The organism is Variovorax boronicumulans (genome assembly GCF_019352895.1).
Taxonomy (GTDB): Bacteria; Pseudomonadota; Gammaproteobacteria; order Burkholderiales; family Burkholderiaceae_C; genus Variovorax; species Variovorax boronicumulans_A.
Genome location: NZ_JAAAFX010000004.1, coordinates 1,978,198 through 1,991,487 on the forward strand (window position 1 = coordinate 1,978,198; position 13,290 = coordinate 1,991,487).

Sequence of the window (13,290 nt, forward strand, 5' to 3'; positions counted from 1 at the left end):
ATGCGCAAGATCATCGGTCGCGCCAAGTGCATCCCGAAAGATCCGGATGCGATCTTCCTGCCGTATCAGGCCAAGTGGATCAAGGACGAGTCTCGTCTGAAGCTGGCCGAGAAATCGCGTCAGATCGGCTTCACCTGGTGCACGGCCTACGCGGTGAACGAGCGGGCATCGATGCAAGCCGCTCGCTACGACGAGTGGATCAGCAGCAGAGATGAAGGGGCCGCACGGCTGTTCATCGAAGACTGCAAGTTCTGGGCTCGGATTCAGAACCTGGCCGCCAAGGACTTGGGTGAGGTTCTGATCGATGCGAAGCTTCGCGCGACGGCGCAATCGCTGGAGTTCGCGAGCGGGCGACGTGTCCACAGCATGTCGAGCAATCCCGATGCACAGGCCGGCAAGCGCGGTTCGCGCGTGCTGGACGAGTACGCGCTCCACCAGGAGCAACGGAAGATGTGGGCGATCGCGTATCCCGGCATCACCTGGGGAGGCGTGCTGGAGGCGTTCAGCACCCACCGTGGATCGCACAGTTTCTTCAACCAGCTGGTGCGTGAGGCCCGCTTTGGGGGAAATCCCAAAAAGATCAGCCTGCACCGAGTGACGCTGCAGGACGCGCTTGACCAGGGCTTCCTCTACAAGCTGCAGCAGGCGCTGCCGGCGGACGCCGAGCAGCAGGACATGGACGAAGCCGAATACTTCGACTTCGTCAAGCGCGGCGCGGCTGACGAGGAGTCGTTCGACCAGGAGTACATGTGCATCCCGGCCGACGACGATGCCAAGTTCCTGGAATACGCCCTCATCACCGCCTGCGAATACAGCGGCGGCACCGTCTGGCAGCGCGGCCTGGAAGGGCCGTTCCAGGGGCGGCTGTTCGCAGGCGTCGACATCGGCCGCAAGAAGGACTTGACCGTGCTGTGGGTGGTCGAGGAACTGGGCGACGTGCTCTACACGCGGCACGTCGAGGTCATGGAAAAGATGCGCAAGAGCGCCCAGGAGAAGATTCTCTGGCCCTGGTTTGCGATCTGCGACCGCACCTGCATCGACGCCACCGGCCTGGGCATCGGATGGGCCGACGACGCGCAGGACCAGTTCGGCGAAGAGCGCATCGAAGCGGTGACCTTCACCGGGCCGGTGAAGGAGGCGCTCGCCTATGCGCTGAAGGGTGCGATGGAGGACCGCACGGTGCGCATCCACGAAGACCCGAAGGTCCGCGCCGACCTCCGCAAGATCCAGAAGGTCACGACGGCGGCCGGGAACATCCGGTTCGTGGCGGAGAGCACGCCCGACGGTCACTCCGACCGCTTCTGGGCGCTCGCGCTCGCCAAGAACGCGGCGTCGAATCCGAGCGCTCCCATCGAGTTCACCAGCAGCGGGCCACGCGAGAGCGTGAGCGACGCAAGGGATTTCCAGCATGGCAACTAAACGAACCCGCCCCACCCGCGAGGCGGCCCTGGCCGCAAGGCCGCCCGACCTAGACACCGAGGTCGCCCATCGACTGGTCGATCCATTCGAGACGACATTTCAGGGCGTCGTTCGCACAAACGATCCGCTCCTTCTTGAACGCGGCGGCGCTGCGGCATGGGAGCTGTACCGCGACCTCAAGCGAGACGGCAAGGTGTTTTCGGGCCTGCAGAAGCGCAAGCTGGCCGTGGTCAGCCGCCCGTGGCAGGTCGAGCCGGTGAAGGACGATGCTCGCGGCCAGGCCGATGCAACCATCGTGACGAGCATCCTGAAGAACGCCAACTTCGACGGCCTGTGCAGCGACCTGATGGATGCGCTGCTTGTCGGCTTTGCACCCGCCGAGATCGTCTACGGACTGCAGGACAACTTGGTCGTGCCTAAGCGCGTGCTGAAGCGCGCGCAGCGGCGCTTCGTCTACGTCCAGACCGACATGGCCATGCCGGCGCAGCTGCGGATGCTCACGCGGGAAAACATGATCACCGGCGTCGAGCTGCCCGACCGAAAGTTTCTCGTGCACCGGGTCAATGCCGAGGACGACAACCCCTATGGCACAGGCCTGGGCCTGCAGCTCTATTGGCCGGTTTTCTTCAAGCGCAAAGGCATCGTTAGCTGGAACAAGCTGAACGACCGCTTCGGTAGTCCGACGGCTTGGGGCAAGTACCCGCGCAACTCCGGGCCCAGGGAGAAGAGCACGCTCTTCGATGCACTGCGCGCCATGAGCAACGATGGGTTCTTCATGACGCCTGAGGGCATGGACGTCTCGCTGCTCGAAAGCAAGTTGTCGGGCAACATCACCACGCAGCAGAACCTCTGCGAGTACATGGACGACTGGATCATGGAAGTGATCCTGGGCCAGTCACCGCGCAGCAAGGGCGGTGGCGCGCTCGCGGCCGCGAGCAGCGAGCGCGAGGATGTGCGCATCGAGTTGAGCCAGGCAGATAGTGACCTGCTGAGCGAGACGCTCAACAGCACGTATCTCACCTGGATTTGTGAGCTGAACGGTCTGCAGCCATGCATGGTCTATCGCGTCATCAAGAAGGACGAAGACCTTAAGGCCGCGAGCGAGACCGACAGTAATGTTTCCGGCATGGGGTTCAAGATGTCGGTCGCGGGCGTCAAAGCAAAGTACGGAGAGCACTGGGAGGCGGCGCCCACGCCAACACCGGGGCGACCTCCGGTCATCGCACTTCCCGAACAGGCGGCGAACGACCCAGCGGCGCCCGCGCAGGACGCGTCTGCTGCCAGCTTCTCGGAGGCCGCGGCACCCACGCCGGCCGATCGCATCGCACGCGCCCTGGGCGCCGGTGGCGACCTGGTGCTGCGCGACTGGATGGAGCGAATCCGTGCGATGGTCGACGGTGCTGACGGCCCCGACATGCTGCGTGAGCGGCTCCTGGCCGCCTACAGCGATCTGCCTTCTGACGACCTGGTCGAACTCATGGCGCTGGCGTTTGCCGCGGCCGAGCTCGTCGGCATGAATGCCGTCCTGGTCGATGGCCTGTCACCCGGGGACTTCTGATGGCGACATCGATCCGGGCTGACATGGAGGGCGTGCGCCAACGCTTCCAGGAGCAGATCGACTTCTTCCGCGCCAAGCTCGCGCTGCCCACCGAGCGCTGGGACGACATCTGGCAACGCGCCCACGATCGAGCCTTCATCGTGGCCGGCGCGCAGAAGGCCGACCTGCTATCCGATCTGTTCGGCGCCGTCGGCAAGGCCGTCGCGGGCGGCAGCATCGGCGAGTTCCGCAAGGCGTTTGCGGATGCTGTATCTCGAAGCGGCTGGACGGGATGGACGGGTGAAGGCACAAAGGCCGGCGAGGCCTGGCGTACGCGCACCATCTATCGGGCCAACGTCTCAGCGAGCTACGGTGCGGGCCGCTGGGCTCAGCTCACGGCGCCTGGCCTGGTGGCCGTGCGCCCGTTCTGGCGCTACGTGCACGCCGATGGTGTGCTGCATCCACGGCCGCTGCATCTGTCCTGGCACGGCATCACGCTTCCGCATGATCACGAATGGTGGAAGACCCACTTCGGACCGAACGGTTGGGGGTGCGGGTGCTACGTCGTCGCTGTGCGGTCCCCCGGTGATGGCGACCAGGTCGAACCTCCTGCTGCGTGGGACGAGATCGACCCGAAGACCGGCGCGCCCGCAGGCATTGATAGGGGATGGGGCTATGCGCCAGGTGCTTCTTCCGATGTCTCTCTGCAGCAGATGGTCGAAGAGAAGTTGATCACCTATCCGCCCGCGATCGCACTCGCGCTGTCGCGCGCCCTGGCGTCGCGCCGAGGTGCATCGTGATCTCGGCGGACAGCCGTGGCAGCCGCGAGGTCCTGGTCGTGCTCGACCAGCTGCTCGGCCGCATGGACGACATGAGGCCGGCGCTGCTGGAGATCGGCGAAGACCAGACGCAGTCCGTGAAGCGGCGCTTCACTACCGCCACCGCGCCGGACGGCTCTGCGTGGGCTCCCAACAAACAGTCCACCATGGACGCCTATCTCGGCCTGTTCAAGGGCTCCCATAAAAAGGACGGGAGCCTGAGCAAGAAGGGCACGGCCCGCACGGCCGCAAAGAAGCCCGGTACCGGAGAGACGAAGGCTCTGCAGACGACGATCAACTACCAGCTCCAGGGGGCGGACACCGTCGCGATCGGCAGCCCCATGGTCTACGCGGCCATGTTCAATTTCGGCGGCACCAGGTCGCAGTTCCCACATCTCTGGGGCGACATCCCGGCGCGTGAAGCGTTCGGCTTCTCCGATGACGATCGGGCGAACATCCTGAACGTCGTGGAGAGCTACTTGCTGGGTGGCACCTAGAGCGACCGACGGCACCGCTCGACGCGGCCCCGCGGAGGGGCCTGGGAGGCTATGCGGCGCCCGATGGAGCGCCCCGGCCGTCAGAGCCGCCTGTAAAGCCTTCTAAACGTTTTACGGGGTGGGCAGGAGCCGAAGGGCTGCTCACCTTCGGCCATGCACGACCCGGTCTCGCTCTCCGCGAGATCGAAATGCGTTTTTTGCCTCGGTGCATAGCCGCCACGTCGGCCAATCCCGAGACTTCGTGGCATGCCTCAAACAGCCCCCACCGTTGCACTGCCGCCTGGCGTGGAGATCTTCCGCGCCGGCCGGCATGTCGATGACCTCGGTACCACGCACGAGTTCAGCGAAGCCGACGTGCGCCGCATGGTCGAGGTCTACGACCCCGAACAACGCGAAGCACCGCTCACCGTCGGCCATCCGGCGCATGACCTTCCTGCTTACGGCTATGTGAAGAGCCTGGCCGTCAACGCGTCCGGCCGCTTGGCCATGGACACGCACCAGGTGCCCGTGCGATTTGCTGAGATGGTCCGCGCCGGCACCTTCAAGAAGCGCAGCGCCAGCTTCTACCCGCCGTCCCACCCCAACAACCCTACGCCGGGAGCCTGGTACCTGCGCCACGTTGCCTTCCTCGGCGCCCAGCCGCCGGCCATCGCCGGCCTGGCGGACATCCAGTTCGCCGAGGGAGATGCCGAAGGCGTCATCCAGTTTTCCGAACCTGCCACCCAACCCACCCAGGAGCAAGACGACATGAGCAAGGAATTGCAAGACAAGCTGGCCGCGGCCGAAAAGCTGGCCGCCGATGAGAAGGCCGCCCGCGAGCTGGCAGAGCGGAACGCCAAGGACGCGACCGACCAACTCGCGCAGTTCTCCGAAGCAGCGAAGCAGACCCGCTACGCCGCGTTCGTCTCGTTCGCTGAAGCCCAGGTCAAGGCCGGGACGATCCTGCCGAAGGACAAGGACATGACCGTCGCCACGCTGGTCCTGCTCTCCGACGCGACGCCGGTGTCGTTCTCCGAAGCTGGCGGCACGGCTCGGACGGTTGCGCCGAGCCAATGGCTGCAAGACCTGATCACCAGCGCCAAGCCGCTCGTGAACTTCGGCGAGTTCCAGCCTGGCGCCGGTGAATCGGGCCAGGGAGAAAAGGTCACTGCAGGGTCCGCAAAGGGCAAGACCGACGCCGAGATCGATGCGGCAGCAAAGGCCTACGCCCGCGATCACAAGGTGAGCTACGCCGAGGCCGCGTCGGCTGTCGTGGGCTTCACCTCCTAACCCGCGCACCAGCGCCCGCTCGTCCAACTCGAAAGCAAGGAATCCATCGCCATGATGACCGCCGCCCAGATCCGTCTGAACCAGAACCCCATCCTGACCAGCCTGTTGCTCGGTCTGGGCCAGGGCACCTTCATCGCTGAAAAGCTCTTCCCGCGTCTGCCGCAGTCGCTCAGCTCGGTGACGCTCGCCAAAATCGGCGACGAGCGTTTCCGTCGTTACAACCTGCGCCGCGCGCCTGGCACGCCGACCAAGCGCGTCGAGATCAAGTACGAAGGCCAGACCTACACGGTCGACCAGTACTCGGTCGAGATCCCGATGCCCCGGGAGCTGATCCGCGAGGCCGACGAAAGCCGGAAGCTCAACGTGGGCAACTACCTCGATGTGTCCCGCATCGCGATGGTGACGGCCAACGACATCCTCGGACTGGACTACGAGCTCGAAGTCGGCGCCCTGGCGACCAACCCCGCCAGCTATGCCTCGGGGCACGTCCAGGCGCTTGCCGCCGGCACGAAATGGACCGCAGTCACGGGCACTGCTGTGACTGACGTGCGTGCCGCTGCCGAGGTGATCCGCAAGAAGATCGGCAAGCGCCCGAACAAGCTGACCTTCTCGGCTGATGCGTTCCAGGCTGCATCGACCAACGCCGAAACCCGCTCTTACCTCCCGAGCACGCAAATGGGGCCAGCGACGATCGACCAGCTCAAGGTGATCTTCAACGTGAAGGACATCGAGGTCGGTGACGCCATCTGGATCGACGGCAATGGCGTCGGGCAGGACGTGTGGGGCAACAACGCGATCCTGGCCTACGTGCCTGCGATGAACGGCACGACCGGTGACATCAGCCTGGCCGAACCGGGCTTCGGCTTCACCAACGTGCTGGAAGGCCACCCCTTCGCCGAGGCGCCGTACTTCGAGAACGGCCTGAAGAGCTGGGTCTATGGCGCGACGTACGAACGTCGCCCGAACGTGGCCTACGACACGGCCGCTTTCCTTTTCCAGAACCCCAAGTAATCCACACCCACCCTGAAGTGCAGCCCCCGGGCAGTGCAGCTACATCGGTCGCTGTGCTGCCCGGGTTGTGCCAGGAAAAACCATCCCCGGAGAGAAGAGCATGAGCAAGATCGCATTGGTCCACGTTGCGCTGCTGGTTGGCGGCATACGCACGGTATTCGCCCCAGGCGAGGAACTGCCCGAGCTGCCCAAACACGACGAGGTGGCGCTGATCAACTCGAAGTCCATCAGCGACCCGACCGCCGACGCCGCCGCTGAACGCGCCGGGCAAGCCGAGCAACGCAAGGGCGAAAAAGAGTTCCGTGACGCGCGTCTCCTCGTCCAGGCCGAGGCCGAATCCCGCACTACGGACGTCGGCTCTGGCGAAGACGCCGGCACCGCCGGCAGCGGCACTGCTTCCACCGCAGGCACGGCCCTCGATGGCGACGGCACCGGCACCGCCCTGCCTCCCGTCAGCCAGGCATTGCGCTCGGCAGCGGGCACTGCCACGGCGAGGCTCGCACCCGCCGTGAAGAACGCCGCCAAGGCCACCAGGGGCGGTAAGCGGTAACGCCGTTCCTCCATCTGAAACGAACGCCTCTTCACTTCAACCCATACCAGGAGCCCACCCTCATGGCATCGCAGAACAACTCCGGCCGTCAGTTTCTGAAGCTGAACGCCGTCACCATCATTGCAACGGCCGTCCTTGCCGCCAACCGGTTCGCGGCCTATGACGGCACGCACGCCACCAACGCAGGCGGTGTCAAGGACGCTCAGGGCATCACCGAGCACGGCGCCGCGATCGGCGAGGCCGTCAGCGCGATCACCGGCTACAGCGGCCTGGTCGAAGCGAGCGCAACGATCGCGTTCGGCGACTACATCAAGCCGGCAGCCGACGGCTCCGGCAAGGCCGCCGTCGGCACGGCCGCAGAGCACTGCGGGCGAGCCCTCGGTGCGGCCACCGCCGGCCAGCTCGTCGAGGTCGAGCGCCTGCAGCACCTTCACGCCGCCGCCTAAGCGATCGGACGACGCCGACCATGCGCTACGCAGCCCTCACCGACATGACCGCCCGCTACGGGGAGCGCGAGCTGATCCAGCTCACCGACCCGGACAACCTGGCGATCGACGTCGCACGCGTCGAGCTGAAGCTTGATGACGCGCAGGCGGTGGTCGATGCGTCCGTCGGTCGCGTGTACCGACTCCCGCTGCGTGGCTGCGCCAGGCCGGCCACTGCGCCGGGTGCCGAGGTGACGTACGAGGTGCCGCCTCAGCTCAAGCGCATCGCTTGCGACCTGGCGCGCTACTACCTCTACGACGAGGCCGCGCCTGAGGAGGAGATCTATCGCCGCTTCAAGGCCGCGAAGGCCGAGCTGGAAGCGATCGCTACCGGCGATGCGGTCCTCGCATGTCCTTGGGGCGGATCGGCCGGCGAGCTGGTCGGTGCCGATTCGCAGTCCGGCGCAGAGGTGCATTTCCGCTTCAGCCCTCGCCAGATCACGGACATCTCCGTGGAGGACTACAGGTGAATCTCGCGGAGAACGATTTCCTCTCGGTCGAGCCGCTCATGGTCGCGCGACTGAATGCCGCTCTGTCGGGTCTGAGCCCCGCGGTGCATGTGCTGACGGCGGCAGATCTTGCAGACGTCGCCGAGGCGCGCCAGCCCGTTCCTGCGGTGCACGTCATCTACGACGGCTTCCGCGTGGTCGAGGCCAGAGGCGACGGTCTTGTCTACCGCCTTGAGCACACCTGGCTCGCTGTTACGGCGACCCGCAATGTCGCCAACACGCGTACCGGCGCGGCCGCGCGCCGAGACGCGAGTGCCCTGATGGCGAAGGCGGGTGCTGCACTCGCGGGCTTCGTCCCGACAGGGTTCAGCAACCCGCTGCGCGTCACGACGCCGCCGCGGCCCGGCTTCCGCACGGGCTACCAGTACTTGCCACTGGCGTTCCTGCATCAAACGTTTTTCCACGCATCCCCCCCCTGACGCCTTTTTTGAGGAGCGATTCCATGTCCCTGATCACCCAGATCTACAAACCAATGTCCAACGTCGGCAAGGTGTACGCGCGCCCCTACGGCGTCGCCGCGCCGATGGCCGAGATCGGCAACGTGCTGCAGCTCGCCCTGACGCACGAGGAGGTTGTCCGCAAGCAGGAGGATTGGCAGCATCAGGGCGGCGGCACGCACGCGCAGGTTCGTCGAGTGAGCGGCGTCTCGATCGCGCTCACGATGGCCGATCTCAACCTGGTCAACTTCGCCCGTGCCACCTACGGCACTGCGTCGGAAAGCGAAGCCGGGACCGTCACGGACGCTCCGCACAAGGCTTTCAAGGGCGGCCTGATCCGCCTCGCGCACCTCGATGTGAGCGCCGTCACGGTCAAGAAGGCGTCCGCCACGATCCCTGCCCAAGCCAACTACGAGGTGCGCCCGGAGGGCATCTACGTGCTGCCCGGCACGACCCTGACCGATGCGGACGATCTGCTGATCAGCTACACGCATGGCATCACCGGGACCATCGAGGCGCTCACCACGTCGCCGCCCGAGCTCGAGCTCAGCTTCGGCGGCCTGAACGAAGCCGACTCTGGCAAGCCGGTCGTCGTCGATATCTTCAAGGTCGGCCAGGGCATCGCCAAGAACCTGGCACTCATGAGCGGCAACTTCATGGGCCTGGAAGTCGAAGGCGAGGTGCTCAGCGATCCGACCAAATCCGGCATCGGCCTCAGCCGCTTCTACCGCGTCCAGTTCACCTAAGCGGTTGTCTCCGCGCGGCGTCCGCCGCGCTTCGCCTCGCCTGTTTGGTGTTTCGCTGGACAGGCGAGGTTTTTTTCTTCTGCACCACTTCCCTGGATTGAGCGCACCGCCCGATGGACAACACGATCGACATCAAGGTCAGAACCGGCGTCACCGGAACGGATGGCGTGCGCGACCTCCGTCAGGAAGTCGATGGCCTGGGCAACGCGCTGGGCGGCGAGCTCAAGCAGCAGGCCGACCAGGTCACGGCCGCACTGGAAGCTCTCGGAGCCAAGGCTCAAGCAGCCACGGAGCTGCAGCAGCTTGCCAACGACGCTCAAGCGCTCGTCGTGGAGTTGGCAGAAGTCAACACGACCCTTCAGGGCTTGGAAGGCCAGCTGCCCCAGGCCGCGAGCGCCATGTCCCGCCTGGCTGTCGCCGAGAGCGAGGCTCGCACCGCGGTGCAGGCCGCCAGCCAGGAGCTGGACGAGCAGCGCCAGGCGCTCGCCACGCTGCGGGACACGTACACGGGCGCTGAGCGTCGCACCACCGAGTACAAGGAGGCGAACACGCAGCTGCAGGCGTCCGTCCAGGCCGCCACGCAGGCGCTCGAAGAGCGGAGCGCCGACCTGCGCGTCGTCGAGACCGCGACCAAGCTGGTGAAAGAGGCCGAATCCAGTCTGCACACCGAGTACGAGCGCGCAAGCGCGGCGCTCTCACGCGTCAACACCGCCGTAGTGGAGAACAACACCGAGCTGGCAACGGCCTCAGATCGAGCCCGCGAACTGGGCGTCGACGTGGCGCACCTGGCCGACGCCGAACGTCAGCTCGCTGCCGAAGCCGAGCGCGCGACCGCCAGCGCTCGCGAACTGGTCACCGCTATGGTCGCCGCGCAGTGGCAGAAGGAGGCGCACGAGATCGTCGAGGCTGCAGAGGCTGCACAGCGCCTGGCGCGCCAGACGCAGATCCTGGCTGAGGCGCAGCGTGAGCTGGAGGCACAGAAGGCCTTCGATCGTCAGTACGAGGCGTCGCAGAAGCTTTCGGCCGCAGGCGAGCAGGTGCGCATGTACACGGCGCTGTGGGACCAGCTCGAGCGCGAGGAGCGCGAGGCGGCCGACACGGCGCAGCAGACCGCGCAGCGCCTGCAGCAGGCCTTCGGCACGGTGGGCGTGCGCAGCGCGCAGGATCTCGTCCTGGAGATCGCCAACGTCCGCACCAGCCTGTCCACCATCGCGAACTCGGGCACCCTGGCCGGGAAGGAACTGCAATCCGCTTTCGCAACGGGCAATGCGCGCGTCAAGGAGCTGGAGAGGGATCTGCGCGCAGCTCGCGGCGAGCTGACGCTGGCCGATCGCGCCGCGGGCCTGTTTAAAGGCACGATGAGCCAGTTCGCTGGGGGTTCGCTGATCGCCAACGGCATCAGCAACCTCGCGAGCAGGGTCATGTCGATGGGGGCCGAGTTCCTTACGGCCAACTCGAAGGCCGAACAACTGCGCCGCGGCCTCACAGCGATCTATGGCAGCGCGGCGATCGCCGACGCCCAGATCGACATCCTGCGCGGCACCGCCACGCGTTTCGGGGTGTCGGTCGCCAGCATCTCCGATTCGTTCGTCAAGTTCAGCGCGTCGGCCAAAGAGTCGAAGATTCCGCTGAGCGTCGTCAACGAGTTGTTCACCAACCTGGTTGGCGCGTCGGCGACGCTCGGCCTGAGCGGTGAGCGCGTGGGCCTGATGCTCGACGCACTGGGCCAGATGGCGGGCAAGGGCGTGGTCAGCATGGAGGAGCTGCGTCAGCAACTGGGCGACTCGCTGCCAGGCGCACTGGCGCTGACCGCCAAGGGTCTCAATCTGACCGAGCGCGAGCTGATCAAGCTGGTGGAGAGCGGCGGCCTGTTGGCGCGCGACCTGTTCCCAGCCTTGTCGACTTCGCTCAAGTCGCTGAGCGGCGATGCCAGCACCATGACGACCATCTGGGGCGGCCTCACGAATGCGGGCAGCCTCACCGCCACCACTGTCGGCGATACCGGCGTCTGGGACATCCTGAAGGTTGCGCTGAAGGCGGTAGCGGTACCGCTGGGCGCGTTGGCCGTCGGCTTCTCGGTTGTCACCGATGCAGTGCTCACTTCCGTGCGGGTCGTCTCAAGTGCCGTGGCCGCGATGGTCTCGGGCGACTTCAAGAGCCTCGGCGCGACCGTCCAGAAGCTGACCGACGACGCCGTCGCCAGGCAGACCAAGCTCATCGACGCTTACAAGGGCGTTGTCCTTGGGGCCGAAGCGGCTGCGCCAGCCCACGCTGCAGCCGGCCAGGCGGCGACGCAATCCGGCCAGGCTGCGGTCCAGGCCGGGCAGAACATGCAGGCCGCGGCAGGATCTGTCACCGTCAACGCCGATGCGCACCGCGGCGCGGCCGCAGCGGCTTTAAGCAACGCCACAGCACAGTCCGCAGCTGGCGCAGCCGCTCTTGCGTCGGGCACGGCAGCCGGCACCGGCACGCCGTCGTGGCAGCGGCTTCGCATCCAATTGGACGAGACCCTCAAGACGGCGGAGCAAGGTGCTGCGGTGAAGGACAAGCTCGCCAAGGCGACTGACCTGGCCGGCCAGGCTGCGATGGAGAACGCGCGCCTGACTGGGAACGAGCGCGTCGCGCTCACCGAGGCAGCATTCGCCGCCTCGAACAACGCCACCGCGCTGCAGGCTGCGTCCGAGGTGCGCACGCGCGGCGTGGCCGAAGCGGTGCGGCTGCGCGATGCCCTCGTCGCTGAGTCCGCTGCACGAGGCGACCCCGGTGGTGAGCGGGCCAAGGAGATCGAGGAGATCAACAAAACAATCGAGCTGCGCAGGGCGGAGGCAGAGCAGGCCACCCAGGCCGCGAGCGCGGCCAAGAACGAGGCCGCCACCCGCGCCCTGGCGCGCCAGTCCTACGAGGACAACGCTCAATCGCTCGCGCTGCTGCGCCAGGCCGTGGAAGACACCCGCAAGGCTGTGGAGGGCTACACGCTGGCCCAACGGGATGGCTATGCGACGAAGGAGCAGGTGAACGAGGCGACGCTGCGGGCTGCCTACGCTGAGGGTCTCTACAACGACGCGTTAGCCGATTCCCAAAAGGCGCTGGAGCGCAATGCCATTGCGATCCGCAACAAGAACACCCTGGCACAGGCCAGCCTGGAGGTCGAGATGCTCCGGGCGCGAAACGCCGAGACGAGTGCTCGTGCACTCGGCAATGAAGCGTCCGCCCTCGACGCGGTGATCGCGCAGCGCGCCATCAACATCCGCTCGGTCCAGGCGACAGCGGACGCGATGCGGCGTGAAGCAGATGAGGCGATCTCCGCGGCACTACGCTACCGAGAAGAGTTGCGCACCACCGGCCAGATCACTGCGGAGAAGGAGGCCGAGATCCAAGCTCGCATCGACAACGCTCGTGCAAAGCAGATCGAAGCTGATGGGTCCAACGAGGTCGTCAAGGGCATCAATTTGGAGATCGATGCCATCCGCCGCAAGCGCAGTGAGTCGGCGGGCGGGGGCAACCTCACGAACAAGGAAAGCCTCGGCGTCATCGGGCCCAACCAACAGATCAAGTCGACTACCGGCAACACCAGGGAGGAGCGACTTGCCGGCCAGAACGCCGTCGACATGAATCTGCAGTTCCAGCTCCGAGACAAGCTCAACGCAGGCGCCCTCACGGCCGCCGACCTGGAGGACATGAAGAACGTCATCGCCTCGCTGCGGCAGCAGGACGCGGTGAATGGCAGCGCCTCCAAGATGAGTGCCGGCTTCCAGTCGCTGGAAGGCCAACGCGACGCACAGCAATGGCAATCGGTGCGGCAGCGCCTTGAAGACGTCATGAGGCAGATGGCGCAGCAGGAAGCGGCGGCGAAGCAGGCGGCCGACCAGGCGGCTCGTCAGGTCGACGTCAACCTGAAGACCGACGGCATCTCCAAGGGCACTGTGCGGACGAACGACGACGGCGCCGCCACCCTTCAACGAATGCTGGTCGAACTCGAAAACGGCCGTCGCAACTCCGGGCGCTATTGACC

12 protein-coding genes are annotated in these 13,290 nt (G+C 66.0%); all 12 read left to right on the forward strand.

All coding sequences use genetic code 11. The features are described from left to right. The 12 genes from K0H49_RS10785 to K0H49_RS10840 all read left to right on the forward strand — a co-directional run bounded on the left by K0H49_RS10785 (position 1) and on the right by K0H49_RS10840 (position 13,288). Positions 1 to 1,419 carry a phage terminase large subunit family protein gene (locus K0H49_RS10785; RefSeq protein WP_219211919.1) on the forward strand — a complete coding sequence of 473 codons (1,419 nt, stop codon included), beginning with the start codon at positions 1 to 3 and terminating at the stop codon, positions 1,417 to 1,419. Next, positions 1,409 to 2,977 carry a DUF935 domain-containing protein gene (locus tag K0H49_RS10790; RefSeq protein WP_219211920.1) on the forward strand — a complete coding sequence of 523 codons (1,569 nt, stop codon included), beginning with the start codon at positions 1,409 to 1,411 and terminating at the stop codon, positions 2,975 to 2,977. Before K0H49_RS10785 ends, K0H49_RS10790 begins: the two co-directional genes overlap by 11 nt. After that, positions 2,977 to 3,756, forward strand: a complete 780-nt coding sequence (locus K0H49_RS10795; protein WP_219211921.1) for a phage head morphogenesis protein — start codon at positions 2,977 to 2,979, stop codon at positions 3,754 to 3,756. The genes K0H49_RS10790 and K0H49_RS10795 overlap by 1 nt, the downstream gene beginning before the upstream one ends. Beyond that, positions 3,753 to 4,271, forward strand: a complete 519-nt coding sequence (locus K0H49_RS10800; RefSeq protein ID WP_219213321.1) for a phage virion morphogenesis protein — start codon at positions 3,753 to 3,755, stop codon at positions 4,269 to 4,271. Before K0H49_RS10795 ends, K0H49_RS10800 begins: the two co-directional genes overlap by 4 nt. A gap of 246 nt (positions 4,272 to 4,517) precedes the next feature. Next, complete coding sequence (locus K0H49_RS10805; protein WP_219211922.1) at positions 4,518 to 5,540, forward strand: hypothetical protein; 1,023 nt, start codon at positions 4,518 to 4,520, stop codon at positions 5,538 to 5,540. Between the two features lie 51 nt (positions 5,541 to 5,591). Then, the gene (locus tag K0H49_RS10810; protein ID WP_219211923.1) at positions 5,592 to 6,551 is read left to right on the forward strand and encodes a hypothetical protein; all 960 of its coding nucleotides are present in this window, start codon (positions 5,592 to 5,594) and stop codon (positions 6,549 to 6,551) included. A gap of 100 nt (positions 6,552 to 6,651) precedes the next feature. Continuing rightward, positions 6,652 to 7,101, forward strand: a complete 450-nt coding sequence (locus K0H49_RS10815) for a hypothetical protein (protein ID WP_219211924.1) — start codon at positions 6,652 to 6,654, stop codon at positions 7,099 to 7,101. Positions 7,102 to 7,163: 62 nt separating this feature from the next. After that, on the forward strand, positions 7,164 to 7,547 hold the full coding sequence (locus K0H49_RS10820) for a DUF2190 domain-containing protein (RefSeq protein WP_219211925.1): 384 nt from the start codon (positions 7,164 to 7,166) through the stop codon (positions 7,545 to 7,547). Between the two features lie 20 nt (positions 7,548 to 7,567). Continuing rightward, positions 7,568 to 8,056, forward strand: a complete 489-nt coding sequence (locus K0H49_RS10825; RefSeq protein WP_219211929.1) for a gp436 family protein — start codon at positions 7,568 to 7,570, stop codon at positions 8,054 to 8,056. Beyond that, positions 8,053 to 8,514 (forward strand): phage tail terminator protein, encoded by a 462-nt coding sequence (locus K0H49_RS10830; protein WP_219211932.1) that lies wholly within the window; start codon positions 8,053 to 8,055, stop codon positions 8,512 to 8,514. Before K0H49_RS10825 ends, K0H49_RS10830 begins: the two co-directional genes overlap by 4 nt. A 23-nt stretch (positions 8,515 to 8,537) precedes the next feature. Continuing rightward, a complete protein-coding gene (locus K0H49_RS10835) occupies positions 8,538 to 9,278 on the forward strand; it encodes a phage tail tube protein (protein WP_219211933.1) in 741 nt (246 codons plus the stop codon). A 113-nt stretch (positions 9,279 to 9,391) separates the two neighbouring features. After that, positions 9,392 to 13,288, forward strand: coding sequence for a tape measure protein (locus K0H49_RS10840; protein ID WP_219211935.1), 3,897 nt, complete (start codon positions 9,392 to 9,394; stop codon positions 13,286 to 13,288). The last annotated feature ends 2 nt before the right edge of the window (positions 13,289 to 13,290 follow it).

Coding starts and splice junctions, on each gene's coding strand:
- K0H49_RS10785 (WP_219211919.1), top strand. CDS start 1: ATGCGCAAGATCATCGGTCGCGCCAAGTGCATCCCGAAAGATCCGGAT.
- K0H49_RS10790 (WP_219211920.1), top strand. CDS start 1,409: ATGGCAACTAAACGAACCCGCCCCACCCGCGAGGCGGCCCTGGCCGCA.
- K0H49_RS10795 (WP_219211921.1), top strand. CDS start 2,977: ATGGCGACATCGATCCGGGCTGACATGGAGGGCGTGCGCCAACGCTTC.
- K0H49_RS10805 (WP_219211922.1), top strand. CDS start 4,518: ATGCCTCAAACAGCCCCCACCGTTGCACTGCCGCCTGGCGTGGAGATC.
- K0H49_RS10810 (WP_219211923.1), top strand. CDS start 5,592: ATGATGACCGCCGCCCAGATCCGTCTGAACCAGAACCCCATCCTGACC.
- K0H49_RS10815 (WP_219211924.1), top strand. CDS start 6,652: ATGAGCAAGATCGCATTGGTCCACGTTGCGCTGCTGGTTGGCGGCATA.
- K0H49_RS10820 (WP_219211925.1), top strand. CDS start 7,164: ATGGCATCGCAGAACAACTCCGGCCGTCAGTTTCTGAAGCTGAACGCC.
- K0H49_RS10825 (WP_219211929.1), top strand. CDS start 7,568: ATGCGCTACGCAGCCCTCACCGACATGACCGCCCGCTACGGGGAGCGC.
- K0H49_RS10835 (WP_219211933.1), top strand. CDS start 8,538: ATGTCCCTGATCACCCAGATCTACAAACCAATGTCCAACGTCGGCAAG.
- K0H49_RS10840 (WP_219211935.1), top strand. CDS start 9,392: ATGGACAACACGATCGACATCAAGGTCAGAACCGGCGTCACCGGAACG.